We start from the raw sequence: 20,597 nt of genomic DNA on the forward strand, positions 1-20,597 counted from the left end.
GGGCTGCGAGGGTGCGAGAGTCGTGGGGTGGTCCTTGCTCCGGGACGGGATTTCACTCCCAAGGGGCGTGCGGCCTACCCCACCACTCTTCGGTTTACGAAACATACAAGGGGCCGTCTGACGTAGCACAGGGCGGAAGCCCTGTGTACCAGCTTACTTGCGGATGATGATTTCATAATGGAGGTTGTAAACGGCGACGTTCTCCTGGCCCTCCGGCGGGGTACCGCGGATGTGGGCCACGCCGTCAATCACCTCGTAGCGGAACGCCTTCCCGCTGAACGGATCGACCGGGAGCGGGACCGTCACGTCGGACAACTTTGCGGGCGCCTTTCCTCCGTGCGTGGCGGCGTGCAGGCGCACGGCCTCGACGTGACGCAGGAGCGCGATGCGCTGCTCCAGACGGCCCTGCGCCAATCGCACCTTGTAAAGCGCGGAGAGGAAAGAGTTGAAGAGCGGTTGTTCTTTCGGCCTCGGGTAATCCTTGAGGCGCGCCACCGCCTCCCAGGTGGGCAGGTACACCAACTTCATCTCTTCGTCGCGCTGGATCTCGTAGTCCATCTTCGCTTCCAGGAGCAGCACCTGGTACGGCGAGAAGAGCGCGAGCCGGTCCGCGCGGAGCCCCTGTTCGCGGAGCCGCGCCCGGGCCGCGGTGAGGTTCTTTTCATCCTTCGCCCGGTCCGCGAGCCACTCACCGGTTTTCTTCTCGTTCCTCTGAATTTCGCGGATGGTATCGAGGTGCGCGATGAGCTTCCGGAGCTGCGCCGAGGTCATCGGGTTCGTGTCGTCCAGGTCACGCAGTTCCGCACTAACGAACACCCGCTCGCCCTCCAGTCCCCTATCCAGCGTGACGAACGGGTGCGGCAGGGCGGTGAGCGCCCAGTAGTAGTTCGGGCACCCGGGCTGGCCCAGCATTTCCTCGAAGGGGCCGATCGCGACCGTGGCGATCGCGATCGCGACCAAGTCGCCGATGAGCGTGGGGTGTTCGCCCATGTGCCGCGCGAGGGCGAACATCGTCTTCGCCGTCACGTTGGCGTCGTCGAACCGGCGGAGCGCGACCTCGCCGCGGAACCGGTCGTTCAGTTCGCTCGCCAGTTGCCGCATCTTCTGGAGGTCCGGGAGCAACAGCCCGACGCCGTCGGTTTTCAGTTTGGGTAAGATCTGCCAGTCGGGTTTGTCCATCCGCGCGGCGCGGTCCACCTGTTTGAGCCCGAGCCGATTGAGGGGCTCGTTCGTTCCCGTCGCTTCTTCGTCGAGTATGCACTTCAGGTAGTTCGGGATCGGGTTGCCCTGCGTCATCTCCTTGATTTCGGGCAGGAGCATGTACTTGAGTGCCGGCCGCGGAGCGGGCGTCGCATCGACCGTGAGCCGGATCAGTGTTTCGGGCTGCGCGCGGGGGGACTGCGAAACGAACGCGGACGCGATCAGCACCGCACACGAGACGAGCGTTTCGGTCACAGTGAACCTCCGCCGAACGGCCGGCGCGGAATCGCGCCCGGCTGGAACCCGCGTTCGTCACCGCCAGAGACGACAGCGGCCCGGAAGAATTCCGCGAAAAATGGAGAAGTTGCGGGGACCCGGTTCCCCCCACGCGCGAACGCGCTCTACGCTCCGGGTGCTACAGGCGCTAACCGACCTTTCGCCCGGCGCAAAGTGACGGCTTTCTCGACAACAAATCTGTACCATTCGCCCCCCGGACACATCCAGATTCCCAATTCCGGGTCGCTCTGGTAGCATACTTCCATCACGTCGTCCAACTTCGCAAGTGCGCCCAGGCACCGCAGTGACGCGGGAGTGCCGAATGCCCGTTTCGTATGTCTGCCCGAGCCCGAACTGCGGGGCGTCCCTCCGGACGCCCCTGCGGGTACCGAGCGGTAAAGCCGTGACGTGCCCGAAGTGCGGGTTCCGTTTCGTCGCCGGTTCGCCCTACCCCGGTGCGACCCCGTTCCGCCCCGCGCCGACCAGTAACCCCGACGGGCCGCCGGACACGCGCGCTCAGGACAGCGCGGACCGCGCGCGCCTCGGGACCGGAGTCCAGGTCGTGGAACCGATCCGCCTCGTGTTCGAGAACGGCGACCCGGTCCCCGGGCTGTCGAGCTGGGTGCTCGAGCGCCAGATCGGGGTCGGCGGGTTCGGGGAAGTGTGGCTCGTGCGCCACGAGTGGAAGGCCGTGCGCCGCGCGGTCAAGTTCTTCACCCACCCGGACGCGCGCCACCGGCTCGTCACGCACGAGAAAAAGGTGCTCGTGCGCGTGATGAAGCACGCGGGCGACCACCCGAACATCGTCCCGCTCGTGGAGTGCAACCTCGACGGCGAGATCCCGTGGCTCATGTACGAGTACGTCCCGGGCGGGACGCTCGCCGACGCGGTGCGCGAGTGGAACACCCGGTCCCAGCCGAAGCGCATCCGGCGCGCGGTCCGCGCGCTCCTCTCGATCGGCGCCGCGATCGCGCACTGCCACCGGCTCGCGACGCCCATCGTTCACCGCGACCTGAAGCCCGCCAACGTGTTGCGCGACGAAACAGGCGCGCTGCGCGTGACGGACTTCGGCATCGGCGGCGCCGCGGTCGCGCACCTGGTGGACGGGCAGACCCACGGCCTGCTCACGAACAGCGGCCGCGTGCCCACGCTGCTCCGCGCGGCCGGGAGTTTCGGGTACGCCAGCCCGCAACAGCGCAACGGCGAATCGCCCGACCCGCGCGACGACGTGTACGCGCTCGGCGTCCTGGCGTTCCAGATGCTGCTCGGCGACCTCACGCTCTGGCCCGGCCCGGACATGGCCGACGACCTGCGCACGCTCGGGCTCCCGCGGAGCCTCGTGTCGCTCCTGGTCCACAGCGTCGCGCACAACCCGTCCCGGCGCCCGGCGGACGCGGCCGAGTGGAAGCTCGCGCTCGAAGGGCTCACGACGCGCACCTCGCCCGACCCCGATACCGCGTCCTCCAGCGCGACGCCGACGATCATCACCCCGCCCCCGAAGCGCCCACAAAGCGACGTCGGCTGAAACACAGTCGGACACGGGGCTCGGTCGAGTGCCTAATAGTTCGGGGTGTGTTTCAGGCGAACGGCCGGTGTCAGCCGGCCGGTGTGATCTGAAATCGAACGAAGAGTTTTGACAGGATTAGCAAGATCAACACGATCCAGAACCAATGCACGCGGAAGCCGCGACCGAAACTTGGTCTCGGCTCCACGCACCCCAGAACCGAAACAACGAATTCCCACCTCGTGCGGTAGCGCTCAAGTTCGCATTGCACTCAGGGTGCCAGCCGCTCGCGCGCCCACCCAGTGGCGGTGCGCCGGAACACAATCCGGTCGTGCAATCGGCTCGGCCGGCCCTGCCAGAACTCGATCACCGCGGGCAGCACGCGGTACCCGCCCCAATTCGGCGGGCGCGGCGGGTTCCCATCCGGGAACTTCGCCATCAGTTCGGCGTGCGCCTGCTCCAACACCTCGCGCCCGACGATCACGGCACTTTGCGGCGACGCCCACGCCCCGAGCCGGCTCCCGAGCGGGCGCTTGACGTAATACTCGTCGGACTCCGCCGCGGTCACGACCTCGACCGTGCCCTCCACGCGGACCTGCCGTTCGAGCGGGTGCCACAGGAACACCAGCGCGACGCGCGGGTTCGCGGCCATCTCGTTGCCCTTGCGACTGTCGTAGTTCGTGAAGAACGTGAACCCGCGGGCGTCGAGCGCCTTCAGCAGCACCGCGCGCGCGGACGGTTGGCCGTCGGCGGCACAGGTGGCCAGAATCATCGCGTTGGGGTCGGTCATCTCGGTCCCGACCGCTTGCGCGAACCAGTGGTGGAACAGCGCGAACGGGTCGGTGCCCGCGTCCGCCTCCGACAACCCACCGGCGGAATACTCTTTGCGCAGATCAGCTAATGAAGGCACGTGTCTTCTGGCTCCGCTCGAGGTGTAACGTGACAATCGCCGCTCGAATAGTCATGTCCCAGTCGTCCCGATCATGGAACGATGTCCAACGTTCTTCGCACCGCACGGTGTACCACGCGAAGGTACCCGCGCTCTGAGCGCCAGCGGTGTTTATTCCTTTTCAAGCACCAAGTCCACGCCCCAGCACCCGCGAACGTGCGGTCCGGGGCCGCGGCAGTGATTCAGGATGTCGGTATTCTCGCAGCCCGCGTCTTGCAGTGCATCGGCGAGAATGGGCATCGCGCTGAAGTCCCGCGACCTGTACATCTGCGCCGCGAGTGCGAGAGCGGTAGAGGTGCGCCAGTCGGGGGCGAAAGTTACGGGGCGAAAGGGATTGCCAAGAACTTCACGCGCGTAGTAACACCGAGTTCGCCTCTCCTCTCGGAAATGTGCTTGCGCCTCATTTTCATTGCCGAGCACGCGATCCAGAACTTTGGAACTGATTTCTAGAACTCGCCGCCAGCCTTGCAGTTTGGGCTTCGGGGGCGGGAAAAATGAGTGTAAAGGGACCGGCATTATGCAAAACTGCGTGCTGAGAGCTGCAATGGAGGTGCCGAGATTACCAGCCGCCCAAGCCTCGTCGTGTAGGGTGTCGCCATCATTGCTAACCTCGTCGGCTTCAGGCGGTTCAATACCCTCGTCGGCCCAGCGTTCACCAGTAACGATCATTCGCGAGAATCGCTGGTCTTTGATCTCTCGCCCCATGTCTCTGCAAATCGCACACGCCAAAAGCCGGCTCTTGCGCTCACTCAATTGCGTCTTGAGCAACTCCGACATCAACTCCGGTTCCGCACACTTCAGCCATTGCTTTTCGGTCATCGGTCACCCCCTGGAACCGCTCCCAGCATGACCGATCGGGGTGCCGGTGCCAAGTCCTGACGAAGCTGTTTCGTCCCGGGCAGAAACAGGATTTCTGCGAATTCCTCAATTCATGACGCCGAAACCCTTTGCGGCCTTTGGCTCACAGACGTGCGATTTTGAGAGGAGACTTCGCGCCGAAAATGCCCAGACGTTCCCCAGTGCTCATTGCTGGTCGCGTAAAGCAGAGCGCTCGGTTTGTGCTGCTGTCCATGCGGTGAGAATGACGTCCGCGACGCCCGCGGGTGGTAAAGTGTCACACGCGACCGCGCAATCCGCGACTTCGCGGTAGAGTTGCTCGCGCGCCGCGATCAGCGCGCGTACCTCTTCTTCGCCACCGGTCGAAGTCAGGTTCGGTCTGCGCGCCGCGGTTGTTGGGTCCGTTTGGAGCCGCGCCCACACGGTCTCGGGGGTCGCGGTCAGCCACACCACGAAGCCGTTCGCCTTCAGGAGCGCACGGTTCGCTTCACGCAGGACCGCTCCGCCCCCCGTCGAGATGACGCTCGTGGACCGCGCGCACAGTTCCTGGAGCGCAACTGACTCGCGGTCGCGGAACCCGGCTTCGCTTTCGGCCGCGAAGATGTCTTTGATCGACTTCGCCGCGTGTGCTTCCACGAGATCGTCCACATCGGCGAACGGCCGGGCGAGCCGTTCCGCGAGGAGTTTCCCGACGGTCGTTTTCCCGGTGCAGCGGTAACCAACAAGGATGATGTTCTGGGCCATATCGGTTCGGTGGGAGCCTCACTCCTCGGTACTTTCGGGTGCGGTCGGCTGGTCCTTCGGTTCGGTCTCCTCGTCGAACGCCTTCGTGAGCGGGGAGAGCGCCTTGCGCATGATGAGCCGCATCACTTCGGTGTCGGGCACGAGGCCGGTGAAGAGCTCGATTTGTCGCGCGGCCTGCCGGACGAACATGTCCACACCGGTGATCGTATCGCACCCGCGCGCGCGGGCCTCGCGGATCAGGAGCGTCGTCTCCGGTGTGTAGATCGTGTCGAACACGATCGTGCCCGGCTTCAGGACGCTGAAGTGGCACGGGGACTCGTCCACGTTCGGGTGCATCCCGACGGGCGTGCAATTGATGAGCACGTCGAACGAGACGCTGTGGCGCGCGTGCCAGTCCACGGCCTTGCACTTCACGTCCTCGGCGAGCTTCTGGGCGCGCTCGTAGGTGCGGGCCGCGATGGTGATCTGCGCGCCCTCGCGGTGGAAGGCGTAGGCGATGGACCGCGCCGCGCCGCCCGCGCCGAGGATCAGGATCGAGAGCTGGCTCAGTTGCGTGTTCGGCCCCTCTTTCGCGCGTTCCGCGAGGAACCCCTTGAGCGAATCGGCGGCCGCCGCGAAGTCGGTGTTGGCCGCGGTGAACTTCCCATCATCGCGCCGCACGAGCGTGTTGGCCGACGCGGTCACCTGTACGTTCGGTTCGCTCTCGCGTGCGAGGCTCGCCGCAGCCTCCTTGTGCGGAATGGTCACGCTGTACCCGCGCACCGGGATCTGGTCGTAGGACTCCAGGGCCAGCGGCAGTTGCCCCCGGGGGACGCGGAACGGCAGGTACAGCGCGTTCACCCCGAGTTTCTTGTACATGTGGTTGTGGAGCAGCGGGCTGAGGCTGTGCCCGACCGGGTCGCCGAGGACGCCGAACACCTGCGTGTCCGCGTTGACGTTCTGGACCGGGTACGTGGTGCGGAACTCGTCGAAGCTCGGCAGCCCGGGCGCGATCCCGCGCTCCTTGTTGAACGCCGCGTAGATCCACGGCGCGCCGAACTTGAGCGCGAGGAACCGCGTCGGCTGGCCGATGTCGCCCATGCAGAACGCGACTGTGGGCTTCGGCGCGGTGCGCTGGAGCTGGAGCACGCGGCCCACATCTTCGGGCGATTGTGCCGCGACCGCGAGCTTGTACACGTCCGCGTCCTGCTTCAGCATCTCCGCGTAGATTTCGTCCAGGTTCGCGGGCGTCTCGGTGGTGTTGTGGTAACTCACGATCCGCTTCACCGGGCCGAACCGCGGGACCGTACCGGCGATGTCCGTTTCCAGATCGACCCACTCGAACGCGCCGGAGACGATCGCCTGGCGCAGGATCATCATCCGCTCTTGCTCGTTACCCGGGAACCGGCCGCCGTCCGAGGGCCGGCGGAGCGTGGCGACCCAGGGGCACTGCTTGAGCGGCGCGAGGCGCTTGAAGTCCACGGCTTTCGCGAGGAAGTCGAGCCGCAGTTCGATGAACTTGGCCCCGCGCTTCACCGCTTCTTGTAGCTCGGCCACCACCATTTTGTGGCGCGTCCGGCCGATCACCACCAGCACCCGGTCCGACGACATAGCGCTCCCTCAACGGGGAAATGCGAACGGAGCAAACTCGGAATTCAACGGCCCCAATCACCAAAATACACGCAACCCGCGAGCGGGGTGAGTGTGAAGCGGCCGCAAAAATGTGAAACCCAGGCCACCGGGCCTGGGTTTTCGCGTTCTTGTGGATTTCCCTGGCCCCGACAGGGTCACACCTTGCTGGCTTCCTTGTACATGACGTGCCGGCGGACGACCGGGTCGAACTTGCGGAGCGAGATGCGCTCCTTGGTGTTGTTCCGGTTCTTCTGCGTGAAGTAGCAGTGGTCGCTGGCCTCGCTCTTCAGCTTGATGGTGCTGCGCGCTTCTTTCGACTTCGCCATGTCCGGCCCTTTAGTAAGGGAGTTTGGTACGTAATCCGGCTGCAGCCGGGATATACAGGAATGATAGCACCCGGGAGGGGAATCGGGGAGGGTGCGTGACGAACTCTGCGTGCGCGGGGTGAAGGGTGCGGATCGCCTGGGAATAGTTGTGGGGTGAGTTGGCAACGACGCGAGTGACTCATCCCGCAGTGTGGTAAATTACGCGGACGAAGTTAAACGGTAGTGCGGTTGAAGCCGTGGGCGCGTCCCGACGCGCCTCGAGGCCGCACGCGCGTGCTGCGTTCCGCCACCAACCAAACTTGGGGTAACTGGATGGAGCCCAAAAACACCGAGATACGGATCGCTGGTTACACAGCGGCCAGTCTGCTCCTCGAGCGCGAGCTGAAACAGTGGCACGCACTCGTGCTGCTCGATTCCAACAAGCAAGCTACCAACTTCGTTCAAGAACACACCCCGTCACACCTCTATCTCCGCTTTGATGACATTGAGGAACCGCGAGCGGACAAGCAAACACCTACGAGAGCCCAAATCGCACAGGCGATCGAATTCGCTCAAGGAAAAGACAAACTGCTCGTGAGTTGTCGGGCCGGGCGCGGGCGCAGTGTCGCTCTGGCCTACCTCATCTGCTGCCGCGAGCGCGGGGTTACAGAGGCCCTCAAACTTCTCGATCCGACGCGGCACCGGCCCAATCGACTTGTGATTAGCCTTGGTGACACGCTCCTCGACGCGCTCTACGTACTCGATTCGTTCGATGATTGGCACAGGCGCCACGCACACGTCCAATTGTCCGACTACTACGACGAAATGGAGAAGGAATTCGAGGCACTGGAAGCGCAAGGAGCCTCAAATCGTATCTGCGGCCCCTGATTCTACCCGCTGATGGTAGATCATTTCCCGCGGCACCGCAGTCCAAAAATTGTCCGATCATATTCACCAGCAATTTCCCTGGACGTAAGCGAACGATGTAGAGAGCCGTCGCTCTCAGTAAATCGCTGGATCACTCGCCGTTTCGGTGAGGGTCAGTTCGAGCACAGGAGGACACGAGGTGGCCGACACGGACAAACCAGAAGTTGCTCGACCAACCGAAGACGTGTATTGCTGGTTGGAGGCAGAGTCGTCGATCATGCTCAAAGCCACTACCCGGTTCGGTGACCCAGTGGAGCTGACGGCCGATGATGCGCGGGCCATCGCCGCCACGCTTACGGCACTGGCCGAACGGTTGGAACCATTGACCGACAAGCGCGCCTAATCCGGCGCTCCACGGGAGCAGCAGCGCGAATGCCCGACGGCAGATCACCCATCACGCGCCCAGCTTCGCCTTCGCGTCGTCGAGAATCGCCTTGGTCGCGGTGGCGCCCACGCGGGTCACGCCGATCGCGCGCACTTCCATCAACTTCTCGAACGTGCGGACGCCGCCCGCGGCCTTCACCTGCACCCACGCCGGGCTGTGCTCGCGCATCAGTTTCAGGTCCTCGATCGTGGCCCCCGTCTCCGCGTAGCCGGTGCTGGTTTTCACCCAGTCCGCGCGCACGTCACCGCAAATGCGGCACAGTTCCCGTTTGTGCTCGTCTTTGAGATATGCGTTCTCGAAAATCACCTTCACCTTCGCGACGCGCGCGTGAGCCGCCCGCACCACCGCCGCAATGTCGTCGGCCACGAAGTTCCATTCGCCGCTCAGCACCTTGCCGACGTTGACCACCATGTCGAGTTCGGTCGCGCCGTCGTCCATTGCGCGTTCGGCCTCAAAAACCTTCACGGCCGTGAGGTGCCCGCCGTGTGGGAAGCCGATGACCGTGCTGGCCTGCACCGTGCTGCCCGCCAGGAGCTTCGCCGCGAGCCGCACCGCGTAGGGCTTGATGCACACCGACGCGGCGCCGAGTTCGCGCGCGAGGAGGCACCCGCGCTCGAGGTCCGCGTCCGTGAGGTTGGGCTGGAGCAGCGAGTGGTCGAACATCCGGGCGAGGTCGGCAATTGTCGGATTGGTCACGATGCACCGGTGAGAGAGAAACGAGCGATTGGGGTTAGGATACCGGCGATTCGCCATGAACCCAGATGCGCTCCGGACGTCTTTACTCGTTGCTTTTTGAAATTTCGTACACTATAATATACACATGGTTTGGCGTCCGGTCGAAGAGTCGAGAGTGTGCTCCTTCGAGACACACGAAGCGCGACCAACATTCGGTGGGAATGGTGCCCAAAACCCGCACGATACGAGCGATTTATCAGTGAATGTTAGTCTCCGATCCAGGTCTCCACGGAAGGCAAAGGGGCCAAAAGCCTTGAAATGCTGTGGGTCTGTGCGGTGGCACCCCGGCCCACACCCGCGCCGGCCCAAAATGTTAGCAAATGTTAGCCGGGCCGATCGTGCGGGCGGAAACGGACACCCCGTTGAGAGAAAACGCCCCCACCGGGGCGAGTACGGAAGACTGCGGAGGTTCCTCGCTGCGCTCCGGGTCAAGCCGACTGGCGCGGATTGGCTCACCAGCCCCGCGTGCGTTCGGTAGTGACCGACCTTGACCCCATTTGGGGGCATGGTATGCGTGGAGGAACTCTCAAATATCCCCCACGGTCCCGGAGATTCCCCCATGCTTCGTGCCGCGCTCGCCGGGCTGACCGTCGCCCTGTTCGCAGCACACGCGACCGCACAACCGGCCGTATACAAGGCCACCGTCGTCGCCCCCGAGGTGAAACTGCGAGCCGGAGCAAGCGATCAGTTCCCGGACACCGGCACACTACGCCAGGGCACCCCGGTAATTGTCGAAAGAGAAGCGGAAAACGGCTGGCTCGCCGTTACCGCACCGCAAGGGTCGATCAGTTGGGTGCAGGCTCAGTTCATCAACGACTACAGCCGCGAGCAACTCACGGACGAGCAACTCAAATTACCGCCCAAAACGCCGCGAAACGTGTTCGTGGAAACCGATGGCGAGATCACCATTGCGACGGGTAAAGTCGGTTCGGATGAACCGTTCGACATCCGCCGCGTTAAGCTCCCTCCAGGAACGGAACTCGTGGTGATTGGGCAGAAAGCATCGTTCGCCGGGAAGAGCTGGTACCCGATTACTCCCCCTCACGGGGATGTACGCTACATACCGAAGACGGCCGTGCAGTTCGAGAAAGCCGTGAATGCAGGAATCACCGTCCGGGTAAACGAGAACGTGACGCCGATTCCGCCGGGCGGAAGCGGGAGTCCGTCTGTGGTTCCTGCAACACCCGCGGGCGGGCCGCTCGCGGCGATCCCGGGTCCGGGCGTTACTCCCACGGCCGGCACAACGGCGAGCAAGCCCGCGGTGAACCACCCACTGTGGGAAAAGGCTGAAGCCGCCGAACGCGAGAACCGACTCAAGGACGCGGTGGACCTGTACTTCCAACTCGCGGGTGAGATCAACCGGACCGGCGGCGATCACGAGATCGCGAACCAGTGCTTCAGCCGCGTTCACGACATCCGCGGCAAGCAACGGGACTCGGCCCGCGGAAGCACCACCGCGCCCACAATGCCAACGAGCTTGCTCAAACCACCGACGAAGGAAGACCGCGCCGTTCGGCCGGGCACGCCGGAACCACTTCCCCCAGCGGCAAATACTAACGGCGCGAAAGACGAGCGCGTGGAAACACAGAGCGGAACACTAGCGCGTTCCAACCTCACCCCCCCGGGTCTGAACCGCCAACTGTACATCCTGGAATCGCCTTCGGGTGAGCCGAAGATGTACGTGACCTCGGCTCCGGGTGTCAATTTGGCGCAACACCTCGGCCGACGTGTTGAAGTAACTGGTTCCACAACCACGGCCTACGGCCTCAAACGGCCGTGCCTCGTCGCGACGAGCATCGACTTGGCGCCGTGATGTGCCAGCAACGGGAAGTGAATTCAAACACAAACGCCCGCGGACACGAGTCCGCGGGCGTTTGGCGTTACGTCAGATCGCGACCGATCAGTGGTTCAGCATGAACTCGTTCGTGTTGAGCAGCGCCCAGAACACGTCCTGGTAGAAGGTGACGTCGTCCGGCAACGCGCCCGGAACGGCCGTGATGCCGCTGGTGGACGGCTTCGGCGTCGTGCCCGTGCCCTTCGGTGCCGGGGCGCTGAGGTTGATCGTTGCCCGACCGTTGCGGACCTGTTCGAGCTTCGCGATCTCTTCGCGCGACGGGTGGCGGCTCACGGTCATCAGGAACAGTTCGCCGTAGATGGCGCTCGGGGCGCCCCGGTGCTTCTTCACGACGTCAGCGACCACACCCTTATCCCGCGCGGTACCGACCTGATCGTTCAGATCCTTGCCGTTCATCAGCAGCAGCGCCTGAACCACGGTCCCGTTGAAGCTCAGTTCGTTGCCCTCGTCGTCACCGAAGTTGCGAACCAGCTTCCCGGTCCAACTGGCCTTCAGGGCCTTGTACTCGGCCTCTTTGAGCCGCCCCTCGGCGCGCGTGGCGAGCGAGAGCGAGTCGAACAGGACTTCCGGCGACATCGCCTTCAGCGGCATCCGGGCGAAGTACGGGTCGAAGTCGGAATGGGTCAGCGACTTTCCTCCGACCTTCTCCTTCCCGGTGACGTGGCTCAGTTGGTACACGTCGCTGGTGCAGAGCCACTCGAGCAGCTTCTTCGTGTCGTGGTTGTACTGTTTGAACTGTTCGCCGAGGTACGCGAGCAGTTCCGGGTGAACCACCTCGTTGTCGCTCTTGAAGTCGTCAACGGTCGCGTCCTTCTGCAGCCCGCGCCCGAACAGGTGGCCCCACAGCCGGTTCACGTAGGCCCGCTCGAAGTTGTCGTGCTGGGTCACCCACTCGGCCAAGATCTGGCGCCGGGTTTTGGTACCCACCGGAGTCGAGACCAGGTTCTTCGAGGACTTTTCCTCCTTCTCAGCCTGTACGAGATCCTTGAGCATCACCGGATAACTGGCGCGGCGCTGACCGTCACGGCGCTCGTACAGCACCATGCCCTTCTTGTTCCAGTTCGGCATCTCGCGGAGTTCGACGAAGTTCTGCGCCTGCATAGCCTTCTTTTGCATGTTGTTCTGGAGCCCGACCTTTTCGGTCTGGCGGAAGAAGGCGTTCACGCCCCAGAAGTCGGCCTGCAACCACTCCTTCGCCTGCGGGTGGTCGTGGCATTGGGTACACTGCGTCTGAATCCCGAGGAACAGCTTGGTGACGCGCGAGGTGACCGGTACGTTGTCGTACTTGCCGAACTCTTCGAGGTCGACGCGCTGGCCCTTCGCGTCGGCCTGGATCGCGTCGCCGAGGTGCCGGAACACGAAGTGGACCGCGCCGTTCTCGTTGCTCTTGCCGGTCGCGGTGACGAGGCCGGTTACGAACTCGCGGTACGGGGCGTTGTTGTCGAGTTGGTCCTCCAGCCACATCATGAGCTGTTCGCGGTAGATCGCGTCCACCCCGCTGCGGGTGAGCAGCCACACGGACCAGATTTCCGCGAAGTTGCGGGCGTAGGCCGCCGAGTAGTCGATCGGAACCTTCGCGAGCCCCGAGACCGCGGTCACGGCCTTGCCGTTCACCTTCGGGGTGAACTTCCTCTCGTTCAGCAACCGCTGCACGAGGCGCACGCGCTTGTTCGCGGCCCGGTCCTGCTCGAAGTCCAGGATCTCTTCGACGGTCGGGATGCGACCGACCAGATCGATGAACACCCGGCGCATGTACTCGTTATCGGTGGCCCGCTCGGCCGGCTTCTTGATGCCGGCGGCCTCCCAGTTCTTGGCGATCAGTTCGTTGATTTTCTGCGTCTGCGGCGAGATGCCGGCCGTTGGGGGAACCGTGGGGACGGGGGGAGGAGTGGGCTTCGGGTCGTCGGCGGCGGCCGATGTTTGAGCCGCAGCGCACAGGGCGCCGAGAAGGAGCAGAGAGCGGATCATCCGAGTTCCCCTTTGAGGGTTCGCCTGTCGTGAAAGCCGCCTCCGGCGCGGTCCGGGGCTGGTAAACTGTGTTTGGTGTGCGTTTTGGTAGTGTAGACCAGTGGCGCAGGGCCGGTCTAACGTTTTTCACTTTAAACCGGGCTTATCGCCCCACCATATTCGGACGCGGGGGGCGCCCACAGAGTTCCCAAACTTCCCCTTGTGCGTGCGTTTGAACCCCACGAAACCGCCCCGAGTTCCGTCTGGAGTCACGAAATGCGGTTCCCGCTCAGAGAAATCGCCCAGTACATTCGCTCGGCGCCGACGGAAGAATTGCTCGACCGCGTCACGGTTTACCGCGAAGGGATGGAACCGGCCGCGCTCGATCTGATGGAAGGCGAACTGGACCGGCGCCGCGTCACCCGCGCCCAAATCGCGGACTACGACGCCAAACAGCGAGCGACCGCGATCATGCTCCCGGACGGGACCGCCCAGCGGTGCGAGCGGTGCGACCGCCCCGCCGTCTATCAGCGTCGCGGCTGGCACAGAACTTACGGCTGGCTCCCGGTGTTCCGCCGCACGTTTTACTTTTGCTCGTTCCACCAACCCGCATCAAAGGCGAACCCCGAACCGGGCACTGAGTCTTGAGAGAACACCTCTCACTCCCGGTGCTCCAGATGTCGCAGCGGAAAAAGCAGATCCGGCAGAAGTTTCGCGACGCGGTGTTCCACCGGGACAACTTTACTTGCCGCACGTGCGGGTTCTTTTCCGCGCCGGAATCCGCCGAGAATGAACTCGACGCGCACCACATCACGGACCGAAATGAGATGCCGAATGGGGGATATGTCGCTGAAAATGGCATCAGTTTGTGCGCGCCGTGCCACGAGAAAGCGGAAGCCTTTCACCGCGGCGAGCCGATTCCGCCGGGGTTCACGCCGGCGGATCTGTATGCACTGATTGGTTCGAGCGAGGACGAAGCGCGGGCCGCATCCGAGCGGCTCGGCGAATGACTTTACTTGGCAGCGACTTCCTTAGCCGCGGTCTCGGTCACTTCCGAGAACCGGACGTTGAGCTGCTCGCTGAGCCAGCTCTGAATGGCCGGCGTGTACGGGAACTTACCGCCCGTAATGAGCTTCTTCATGCGGGCGTCGCGGTTGGCGCGTTCCTTCCGCTTGAGGTGCCCGTTGACGGTACGAGAAATCGCGCTCTTATCGCGAATCCGGTCGTACCGGATGCGGGTTGACATACGTTCGGCCATGCTTCGACTCCACAATCGGTCGCGGGTATTTCAAGATTTATTACGATAGGGCGCGCGGTGCGAAGCGGGAAGGGCGAGCCGGTGCAAAGCCTTAACTCACTCTTCCCATTTCGCGAGAAGGCGACGAACGGGAGCCTTCCCCGTCACCCGATCACGTAGAGGTTAGCCCTTCGGTTCGGTTTCCGGCAGACTGATCGCGGGCGGGCGCACGCGGCGGGCCGGTTCATCCAGCGACCGCAAGAACGCCTCCAGGTCGGCCAAATCCTGCTTGTTTAACCCCAGGGGCTTCAGCAGTGCCGATTTGGTCGGGAAGTTCGGATCGTCCTTGTGTTTCTCGGTGCGGCGCAGGGTGGGCATCCCGGCGTTGTACATCCGCAGCACCCCGTCCAGGTCGAAGAGCCCGTTGTGCATGTACGGCGCCGTTCGACCGATGTCGCGCAGTGACGGAGTTTTGAACGCCCCGACGTCCGCTTTCTCTTTCGTAACGCGGAACCGCCCTAGATCCTCGAACTCCCGGCCGTAGTAGCTCAGTCCGACGTTGTGGAACTTCCCGTCCGATAGGGTCGGCCCATTGTGGCAATGCAGGCACCGGGCGTCCGTCCGAAACAGGTGCAGCCCCCGAACTTCGGAATCGGACAGCACCTCGCTCTTCCCTTTAAGGAAGGCATCGAACCGGCTGCGCCCGCCGACCACGGTCCGCTCGAAGCACGCGACCGCCTGCGCCACCCGATCCAGGGTGATCGCCTTCTCTCCGAACACCTTCTCGAACAGGACCGGGTACCCGGCCACTTTTTCCAGGCGCCCGACAAGGGCCTTTTCATCCGCGCGCATCTCGTCCGGGTTGGCGAGTACCGCCTTCACCTGAGATTCCAGGGAATCGGACCGCCCGTCCCAGAAGTACGCCTTTCCGAACGCGGCATTGGTAATGGCCGGGGCGTTCCGCTTGAGCGGTTTGCGGTCGTGACCGAACGAGGTCGTTCGTCCGTCCGCCCACGCAAGGTCCGGGTCGTGGCAACTGGCACAGGCCGCCTGACGGGTGCCCGACAACCGGCCGTCGAAGAACAGCGCCCGACCGAGCTCTTCCTTGTCCTTGGAGTGCGGGTTGTCCTTCGGGTGGACCGGAGCTGAGAGCAGTCCGAGTTCCCGGTGTTCGGCGCCGGGGTCGAGGGTCGGTTTCGGCCACTCCGCGGGCGCCTTGGTGTACGCGACGCGGAGTTCGGTCGCGCGTGCCTTCGCTTGCTCCGCGGTCGGCTCCGGCCGGGGCGGGAGCCTTGCGGGAGCGGGGTCTTGGCAAAGCGCGATCCCGGCTGACAGAAGGACAAGAACCACACCGACGCGCATCAATAGTCCCCTGAAACCACTTCCCCGCCTTCGCGAGTGAGGAGTGCGGCGATCACCTCGGGCCGGATCGATTGGTTGATGGATCGAACCGACCCGTCGGCGAACAGCACATTCGCCGCACTGGGATGGAAAGCATAGATCCCGTTATTGTTATTGCAGTTTACGAAACAACTCCCGTCCCCCACCCCACTCGCATCGAACCCATTGATTACAAACATATTCGGCACCGCCCAGCCACAGTTCGCGGCCGTCGGGGTCGTTGCCGCGTCGAGTTTCCCGGCCTTCCAAAATTGCGGGCGCCCGGCCGCTTCGACCAGCACGATCGAGTTCGAGGTGCCGTCGAGGACGGCCGTTACCCTCACGTACTGATTGGTGTCGGACCCAATTACCCCGTCGGTATTCGCCGGCGCGGTTCCGGGGATGAACCCCTTCCCCGCGCTCCCGTTTGCTCGGGTCACGTAGAAGAGACTGCTCGGGCCGTAGTGACCGCCGTAATCGGAGGCCGCGGTCGGGTACTTGACCCCGCTCTCGTCGGCCGAGTTCGTCTGCCCGGTGCGGTCCGCCGGGGCCGACGGGCACACCATGATCTTGATCGGCGTGGCCAACACGCCCTTGTTCGTCGAGTGGTTGTACTTCTGGTCGAACCGGTACAGGCTGCGGACGTTGTCTTGCTCGATGTACGGTAGAAGTTGCACGCCCCAGTAACTGAGAACCCCGTTAATGCTCTGTTTGGCGCACGGGAAGCCGCCCTGAGCGGACTCGAAGTTGTGGAACGCGAGTCCAAGTTGTTTGAGGTTGTTTTGGCACTTCATCCGGGCCGCGGCTTCGCGGACCTTTTGCACCGCGGGGAGCAGCAGTCCGATGAGGATCGCGATGATCGCAATTACCACCAGTAACTCAATGAGCGTAAAACCGCGTCGGCGCGTGCGGCGCATGAACGTCTCCGGGTATTGGCGGCCGAAAGCTTGACGCGCGAGAGGTGAGCAGCAGAGCCGCATCCCGAACAGTGGCGGTACAATCTCGGCGGGGCGGGAGCAGATTGAGATTGAATCTCATCTATTACGATTACGTTAGAGCCTTTCGGAGTTGAGTCAAGGGAACAAGGTGGCTCCAATCCGTGTGCCTCACTCGGGCCTGACTAACAATTGCTAACATTTTGGGGCCGTGGGAGTGGCCAAGACGAGCAAGAACACATCAACTCCTGATATCGTAATCACTTGGGCATTACGCTCCTCCACACGCCTCTCTGAAACGGCTAACAATTGCCAATATCCTGCCGCCCGGACCACAACAATTGAGCCGCCACCACGAGGAAACGAATACGGTAAGTTCTGCGGCAGCATGCAAACTGCACTTCAGTCCACTTGCTGTTGAATGATATCGCAGTGAACACAAGAATACAAACGTTTTGAACCCCTTCTACCGCAACGGTTCACTGCACGCGCACGAGCAATTCAGTTCACTCCCGAAGCGGAAAACGTTACTGCTCAAAATACCCGAGTGCCCCGCACGTTCCCGGTTGCACCGACTGGCCCGAGCGAATACACGATTCACTATTCCCACGCCGGAGACCCCGCACCTTGTTGACGCTCAACTCCGTCGCCATCGAAGACACGTTCGCCGAAGCGTTCCCCATGACGGCCACCCGCGTGCTGGTCACGGCGGAAACGATCGGTTGGGCGCGCGTCGCCGGCCAGACCGCGACCGGGTACGCCGCGAGCGTGATCGGCTGCGACGCCGAAGCCGGGATCGAGCGCGAGCTGTCCGCGAGCGAAACGCCGGACGGACGGCCCGGCGTTTCGCTGCTGTTCTTCGGCTTCAGCCGCGACGCTCTGCAGAAGGCCGTGGTGAACCGCGTCGCACAGTGCGTACTCACGTGCGCAACGACCGCGTGCTTTAACGGACTGGTGGGCGACCCGGGCAAAACGATCCGCGTGGGCGGAACGCTGCGCTACTTCGGCGACGGGCGGCAAATCAGCAAACTGCTAGACGGGAAACGCTACTGGCGCATGCCGACAATGGACGGCGAGTTCCTGTGCGAAGATGTGTTCGGCACGGTGAAGGGCGTCGGCGGCGGGAACTTCCTCATTCTCGGTGAAACACAGGCACAAACACTCGCGGCCGCGGAAGCTGCAGTTACTGCGATCCGCCAATTGCCCGGTGTGATTCTGCCCTTTCCAGGTGGAATCGTGCGCTCAGGGAGCAAGGTCGGGAGCAAGTACAAGGGATTAAAAGCGAGCACCAACGACGCCTACTGTCCCACGCTCCGCGGGGCGGTCGCGTCCGCGCTGCCCGAGGGCGTGAACGCGGTGTACGAACTCGTCTTCGACGGTTTGGATCTCGCTACGGTCGAGCGCGCGACGTGGGAAGGGATGCTGGCCGCCACCCGGTGTCCCGGGGTGAAACAGATCACCGCGGGCAACTACGGGGGGAAGCTCGGGCCGCACCACATTTACCTGTCAAAGCTCTTTCAAGGCAACAAGTGATTTATTGCGCGTGAACCGCACGGCTCTGCGCGGGCTACTTCTCCGCATCTCCCGGTAACAATGTTTGGGGGCGCTTGGTGAGCCTCCCCTTCCCTCCCTCGTAGGTCACCACCCACGCGCGGTCGAACACCGAATCCTTCCACTTGTCTGGAACGTCTCCTACTTTGAGACTCCCCGCCAGTTCCGGGATATTTCCGTGGTGCCAGCAGATCAGCACCGTCTTGCCTTCGTATTTCGGGTTCGACAGCATTTCCGTGGCAAGTTTGGCGTAGTCGTCGTTGGCATACCGGGAATCGATGTCGAGTTTCAATTTCTTCGCGAGCGGCGCAACCGTTTCAACCGGGCGGTCACTGCGCTTGGACGCTTTCGTCGCGAAGATGAAGTCCGGCGTCGGGAGCGGGTCGGGACGGGTGTCCGATTTCTGAAACAGTTCGGCGAGCGCCTCAGCGCGCCTCTTCCCCGTCGCGCTCAGGTCGCGCGCGTTCTCGTCGTCCGGCTTCTCCGCGTGTCGGATGATGATGACCCGCGCCGGATAGACCGGCTTCGCACCCGCGCAACCCGGAACTGCAATACATGCAGCAACGAAGGCGACGAATCGGATGAGCATAGCCGTCCCCCCAACCGTGTAGCCAGTTTAACAGAAGCGGCGGAACAATAATGACGATCGCACGTTCCTCGATCGCGCAGGAACGTGCCCAACGCGAACGGCCCGGCGCGATTGGTGTCGCGCCGGGCCGCCGGTGTTTGAACTTGGCTCGCACATTAACCACAAAGCCCACAGGTCGAGGCATCCGTGGTGGCCCACTTCATCGCCTCTTCTGAGTTCTTGTTGAGGTGAACGTGTCGGTCCACGTGATCGACCATTGAGGTCGGTAGAAAGTGGTGCTGACCGTCGGAACAACTGTCCTTCGTCAACTTGATCGCGCCGCCCTCGACCTTGTCTACGACACCGACCTTCTTGCCACACGACGCGATCACGTCCATGTGTTGGCGGATGCCCTCGATGCCGGCGTCCGACCCTTCGGCGCGGCCCGGACCCACGCCCGTCTTCTCCTTCACCCAGTCGGCCGCGTTGCCGACGTTCTCGGCGATCCGGTTCCCGACTTCTTGCAGTTTCTCTTGGGTGCTATTGGCCATGACGGGTTCTCCTTCATGAATGTTAACGGCATTGACTGCCGAGTTCGCGGCTGTAAGTGCCCCGCGAGTGGACTCGTGAAAGTGCAATCGACGTGCCGCCGGGAGGTGCGGAGAAAGCTCCACGTGAATTCTTGGGGTCCAGTAGTTCGCCGATCGCCTTTAACGATCTCACGGACGGCGTGGAGCACGAAATGCACCCTGAAACGGGTTCCAACGCCAATGAGCGCCCCTGAGTTCCCCGTGCACCACCGAGTCGCTCACTGCAGGCGAGCCGAATTCAATCGGCTGACACCGGGAAGAATTGATATTTTTGCAATTATAATATTAAATTTCCGCCGATGTATATCATGTCAGTGCCCGGATGTCGGGATCTCCCGAGGGGCACAGGGAACGGAATCCATTGCGGAGCGCATTCATGCGACGGAACGTGCTGGTGGCAAGTCTGACGGCGTGCGGGTTGGTAACGGCGTGTTCCGCTCCCGTGTTCGCGACGCAGTCAACACCGGTGCGGGCCGCGGTGTTCGTGGACCGGGCCGATGCGACCCGGCCGATGGACGGTGAGGTCTGGTTCTGGAACGGGACGGTTGATCGCCTCACGATCCCGCTCGGACCGACCCGCCTCGATCCCCGGCCGGGCGGACCGTGCGGGATGATCGGAGCACGAAGTTATGACTAACGAGATTCCCCGGAAGCGCTCGAGTGGTCGCTCCCACGAGCAGATCACGAAAGAGGTGGGCGCGCTCGAGCAGGTGGCGACAGAACTGGAGCACATCCCCCGGTGGCCCGGCGCGTATCAAGGACAGTTGCGGGCGATCTACCAAATGCTCCGCGAAAACGATCTCGGTGAAAAGAGAGCGGGCGGCGCGAACCAGATTCTGCACCGCTGCATCGCGATCATCTGGCGGGACGTCCCGGGCGCCCCAATCAGCTACGACCGCGCGTTCTTCGACAGCTAACTTCGGGATCGTGTGAAGCGCGCGGCCGTTCGGTTGCGGTCGGCTTCGCTGGGTCGGGTAAGCACCCCTCGCGCCGCGCCAACCGTGCGACACCGACAGACGACTTTCCCGCGGTCGAGAACCGGGCGCGGCTCTTCCGGTCCC

General features: G+C 63.3%; 22 protein-coding genes. 9 read left to right on the forward strand and 13 right to left on the reverse strand.

All coding sequences use genetic code 11. From position 1 onward, the window contains the following. Window positions 1-153: 153 nt before the first annotated feature. The gene (locus tag J8F10_RS10700) at window positions 154-1,455 is read right to left on the reverse strand and encodes a hypothetical protein (protein WP_210653814.1); all 1,302 of its coding nucleotides are present in this window, start codon (window positions 1,453-1,455) and stop codon (window positions 154-156) included. 343 nt (window positions 1,456-1,798) lie between these two features. Between J8F10_RS10700 and J8F10_RS10705 the strand changes: the two genes are divergently transcribed. Then, complete coding sequence (locus J8F10_RS10705; RefSeq protein WP_210653815.1) at window positions 1,799-3,001, forward strand: protein kinase domain-containing protein; 1,203 nt, start codon at window positions 1,799-1,801, stop codon at window positions 2,999-3,001. 250 nt (window positions 3,002-3,251) lie between these two features. Here the strand turns inward: J8F10_RS10705 and pdxH are convergent, their stop codons facing one another. The 5 genes from pdxH to rpmG form a co-directional block, all read right to left on the reverse strand. Continuing rightward, window positions 3,252-3,890, reverse strand: coding sequence for a pyridoxamine 5'-phosphate oxidase (gene pdxH, locus J8F10_RS10710; RefSeq protein ID WP_315854103.1), 639 nt, complete (start codon window positions 3,888-3,890; stop codon window positions 3,252-3,254). Window positions 3,891-4,040: 150 nt separating this feature from the next. Further along, window positions 4,041-4,748, reverse strand: a complete 708-nt coding sequence (locus tag J8F10_RS38670; RefSeq protein WP_246523162.1) for a hypothetical protein — start codon at window positions 4,746-4,748, stop codon at window positions 4,041-4,043. Window positions 4,749-4,952: 204 nt separating this feature from the next. Then, window positions 4,953-5,510, reverse strand: a complete 558-nt coding sequence (locus J8F10_RS10720; protein ID WP_210653816.1) for a shikimate kinase — start codon at window positions 5,508-5,510, stop codon at window positions 4,953-4,955. Window positions 5,511-5,528: 18 nt separating this feature from the next. Further along, complete coding sequence (gene aroE / locus J8F10_RS10725; protein WP_210653817.1) at window positions 5,529-7,100, reverse strand: shikimate dehydrogenase; 1,572 nt, start codon at window positions 7,098-7,100, stop codon at window positions 5,529-5,531. Between the two features lie 176 nt (window positions 7,101-7,276). Then, on the reverse strand, window positions 7,277-7,447 hold the full coding sequence (rpmG, locus tag J8F10_RS10730) for a 50S ribosomal protein L33 (protein ID WP_052560921.1): 171 nt from the start codon (window positions 7,445-7,447) through the stop codon (window positions 7,277-7,279). A 312-nt stretch (window positions 7,448-7,759) separates the two neighbouring features. On the opposite strand from rpmG, the gene J8F10_RS10735 reads away from it, so the two are divergent. Together J8F10_RS10735 and J8F10_RS10740 are read left to right on the forward strand one after the other, a co-directional pair. After that, a complete protein-coding gene (locus J8F10_RS10735; protein ID WP_210653818.1) occupies window positions 7,760-8,314 on the forward strand; it encodes a dual specificity protein phosphatase family protein in 555 nt (184 codons plus the stop codon). A gap of 178 nt (window positions 8,315-8,492) precedes the next feature. Then, on the forward strand, window positions 8,493-8,696 hold the full coding sequence (locus J8F10_RS10740; protein ID WP_210653819.1) for a hypothetical protein: 204 nt from the start codon (window positions 8,493-8,495) through the stop codon (window positions 8,694-8,696). Between the two features lie 51 nt (window positions 8,697-8,747). On the opposite strand, the gene deoC is transcribed toward J8F10_RS10740, so the two are convergent. Further along, complete coding sequence (deoC, locus tag J8F10_RS10745) at window positions 8,748-9,401, reverse strand: deoxyribose-phosphate aldolase (protein ID WP_246524149.1); 654 nt, start codon at window positions 9,399-9,401, stop codon at window positions 8,748-8,750. A 631-nt stretch (window positions 9,402-10,032) separates the two neighbouring features. Here deoC and J8F10_RS10750 point away from each other — a divergent pair. Beyond that, complete coding sequence (locus J8F10_RS10750) at window positions 10,033-11,286, forward strand: SH3 domain-containing protein (RefSeq protein ID WP_210653821.1); 1,254 nt, start codon at window positions 10,033-10,035, stop codon at window positions 11,284-11,286. An 87-nt stretch (window positions 11,287-11,373) separates the two neighbouring features. Here the strand turns inward: J8F10_RS10750 and J8F10_RS10755 are convergent, their stop codons facing one another. Further along, window positions 11,374-13,296, reverse strand: coding sequence for a DUF1549 domain-containing protein (locus J8F10_RS10755; RefSeq protein WP_210653822.1), 1,923 nt, complete (start codon window positions 13,294-13,296; stop codon window positions 11,374-11,376). A gap of 255 nt (window positions 13,297-13,551) precedes the next feature. Here J8F10_RS10755 and J8F10_RS10760 point away from each other — a divergent pair, with 255 nt between their 5' ends. Together J8F10_RS10760 and J8F10_RS10765 are read left to right on the forward strand one after the other, a co-directional pair. After that, on the forward strand, window positions 13,552-13,923 hold the full coding sequence (locus tag J8F10_RS10760; RefSeq protein WP_210653823.1) for a hypothetical protein: 372 nt from the start codon (window positions 13,552-13,554) through the stop codon (window positions 13,921-13,923). 29 nt (window positions 13,924-13,952) lie between these two features. Further along, a complete protein-coding gene (locus J8F10_RS10765; RefSeq protein ID WP_210653824.1) occupies window positions 13,953-14,285 on the forward strand; it encodes an HNH endonuclease in 333 nt (110 codons plus the stop codon). A gap of 2 nt (window positions 14,286-14,287) precedes the next feature. Here the strand turns inward: J8F10_RS10765 and J8F10_RS10770 are convergent, their stop codons facing one another. From J8F10_RS10770 to J8F10_RS10780, 3 genes are all read right to left on the reverse strand, one after another. Then, entirely contained in the window at window positions 14,288-14,533 is a 246-nt protein-coding gene (locus tag J8F10_RS10770; RefSeq protein ID WP_210653825.1) for a hypothetical protein, read from the reverse strand. A gap of 162 nt (window positions 14,534-14,695) precedes the next feature. Beyond that, window positions 14,696-15,874 (reverse strand): cytochrome-c peroxidase, encoded by a 1,179-nt coding sequence (locus J8F10_RS10775; RefSeq protein ID WP_210653826.1) that lies wholly within the window; start codon window positions 15,872-15,874, stop codon window positions 14,696-14,698. Beyond that, complete coding sequence (locus tag J8F10_RS10780; protein WP_210653827.1) at window positions 15,874-16,809, reverse strand: DUF1559 domain-containing protein; 936 nt, start codon at window positions 16,807-16,809, stop codon at window positions 15,874-15,876. The genes J8F10_RS10775 and J8F10_RS10780 overlap by 1 nt, the downstream gene beginning before the upstream one ends. A gap of 648 nt (window positions 16,810-17,457) precedes the next feature. Between J8F10_RS10780 and fhcD the strand changes: the two genes are divergently transcribed. After that, window positions 17,458-18,360 carry a formylmethanofuran--tetrahydromethanopterin N-formyltransferase gene (gene fhcD / locus J8F10_RS10785; protein WP_390891135.1) on the forward strand — a complete coding sequence of 301 codons (903 nt, stop codon included), beginning with the start codon at window positions 17,458-17,460 and terminating at the stop codon, window positions 18,358-18,360. 34 nt (window positions 18,361-18,394) lie between these two features. Here the strand turns inward: fhcD and J8F10_RS10790 are convergent, their stop codons facing one another. After that, window positions 18,395-18,967, reverse strand: a complete 573-nt coding sequence (locus tag J8F10_RS10790) for a histidine phosphatase family protein (protein WP_210653829.1) — start codon at window positions 18,965-18,967, stop codon at window positions 18,395-18,397. A 155-nt stretch (window positions 18,968-19,122) separates the two neighbouring features. Beyond that, entirely contained in the window at window positions 19,123-19,497 is a 375-nt protein-coding gene (locus J8F10_RS10795; protein WP_210653830.1) for a DUF2171 domain-containing protein, read from the reverse strand. Window positions 19,498-19,912: 415 nt separating this feature from the next. Here J8F10_RS10795 and J8F10_RS10800 point away from each other — a divergent pair, with 415 nt between their 5' ends. After that, window positions 19,913-20,173 carry a hypothetical protein gene (locus J8F10_RS10800; protein ID WP_210653831.1) on the forward strand — a complete coding sequence of 87 codons (261 nt, stop codon included), beginning with the start codon at window positions 19,913-19,915 and terminating at the stop codon, window positions 20,171-20,173. Beyond that, a complete protein-coding gene (locus J8F10_RS10805; RefSeq protein ID WP_210653832.1) occupies window positions 20,166-20,453 on the forward strand; it encodes a hypothetical protein in 288 nt (95 codons plus the stop codon). Before J8F10_RS10800 ends, J8F10_RS10805 begins: the two co-directional genes overlap by 8 nt. Window positions 20,454-20,597: the final 144 nt, after the last annotated feature.

This window comes from Gemmata palustris, assembly GCF_017939745.1.
Lineage (GTDB): Bacteria > Planctomycetota > Planctomycetia > Gemmatales > Gemmataceae > Gemmata > Gemmata palustris.

Bases quoted from the DNA above. Each gene is read 5' to 3' on its own strand.
- J8F10_RS10735 (WP_210653818.1), top strand. From the start codon at position 7,760: ATGGAGCCCAAAAACACCGAGATACGGATCGCTGGTTACACAGCGGCC.
- J8F10_RS10805 (WP_210653832.1), top strand. From the start codon at position 20,166: ATGACTAACGAGATTCCCCGGAAGCGCTCGAGTGGTCGCTCCCACGAG.
- deoC (WP_246524149.1), bottom strand. From the start codon at position 9,401: ATGTTCGACCACTCGCTGCTCCAGCCCAACCTCACGGACGCGGACCTC.
- J8F10_RS10765 (WP_210653824.1), top strand. From the start codon at position 13,953: ATGTCGCAGCGGAAAAAGCAGATCCGGCAGAAGTTTCGCGACGCGGTG.
- J8F10_RS10770 (WP_210653825.1), bottom strand. From the start codon at position 14,533: ATGGCCGAACGTATGTCAACCCGCATCCGGTACGACCGGATTCGCGAT.
- J8F10_RS10720 (WP_210653816.1), bottom strand. From the start codon at position 5,510: ATGGCCCAGAACATCATCCTTGTTGGTTACCGCTGCACCGGGAAAACG.
- J8F10_RS10760 (WP_210653823.1), top strand. From the start codon at position 13,552: ATGCGGTTCCCGCTCAGAGAAATCGCCCAGTACATTCGCTCGGCGCCG.
- J8F10_RS10705 (WP_210653815.1), top strand. From the start codon at position 1,799: ATGCCCGTTTCGTATGTCTGCCCGAGCCCGAACTGCGGGGCGTCCCTC.
- J8F10_RS10755 (WP_210653822.1), bottom strand. From the start codon at position 13,296: ATGATCCGCTCTCTGCTCCTTCTCGGCGCCCTGTGCGCTGCGGCTCAA.
- rpmG (WP_052560921.1), bottom strand. From the start codon at position 7,447: ATGGCGAAGTCGAAAGAAGCGCGCAGCACCATCAAGCTGAAGAGCGAG.
- J8F10_RS10750 (WP_210653821.1), top strand. From the start codon at position 10,033: ATGCTTCGTGCCGCGCTCGCCGGGCTGACCGTCGCCCTGTTCGCAGCA.
- J8F10_RS10780 (WP_210653827.1), bottom strand. From the start codon at position 16,809: ATGCGCCGCACGCGCCGACGCGGTTTTACGCTCATTGAGTTACTGGTG.
- J8F10_RS10775 (WP_210653826.1), bottom strand. From the start codon at position 15,874: ATGCGCGTCGGTGTGGTTCTTGTCCTTCTGTCAGCCGGGATCGCGCTT.
- J8F10_RS10790 (WP_210653829.1), bottom strand. From the start codon at position 18,967: ATGCTCATCCGATTCGTCGCCTTCGTTGCTGCATGTATTGCAGTTCCG.
- J8F10_RS38670 (WP_246523162.1), bottom strand. From the start codon at position 4,748: ATGACCGAAAAGCAATGGCTGAAGTGTGCGGAACCGGAGTTGATGTCG.
- aroE (WP_210653817.1), bottom strand. From the start codon at position 7,100: ATGTCGTCGGACCGGGTGCTGGTGGTGATCGGCCGGACGCGCCACAAA.
- J8F10_RS10795 (WP_210653830.1), bottom strand. From the start codon at position 19,497: ATGGCCAATAGCACCCAAGAGAAACTGCAAGAAGTCGGGAACCGGATC.
- J8F10_RS10800 (WP_210653831.1), top strand. From the start codon at position 19,913: ATGCGACGGAACGTGCTGGTGGCAAGTCTGACGGCGTGCGGGTTGGTA.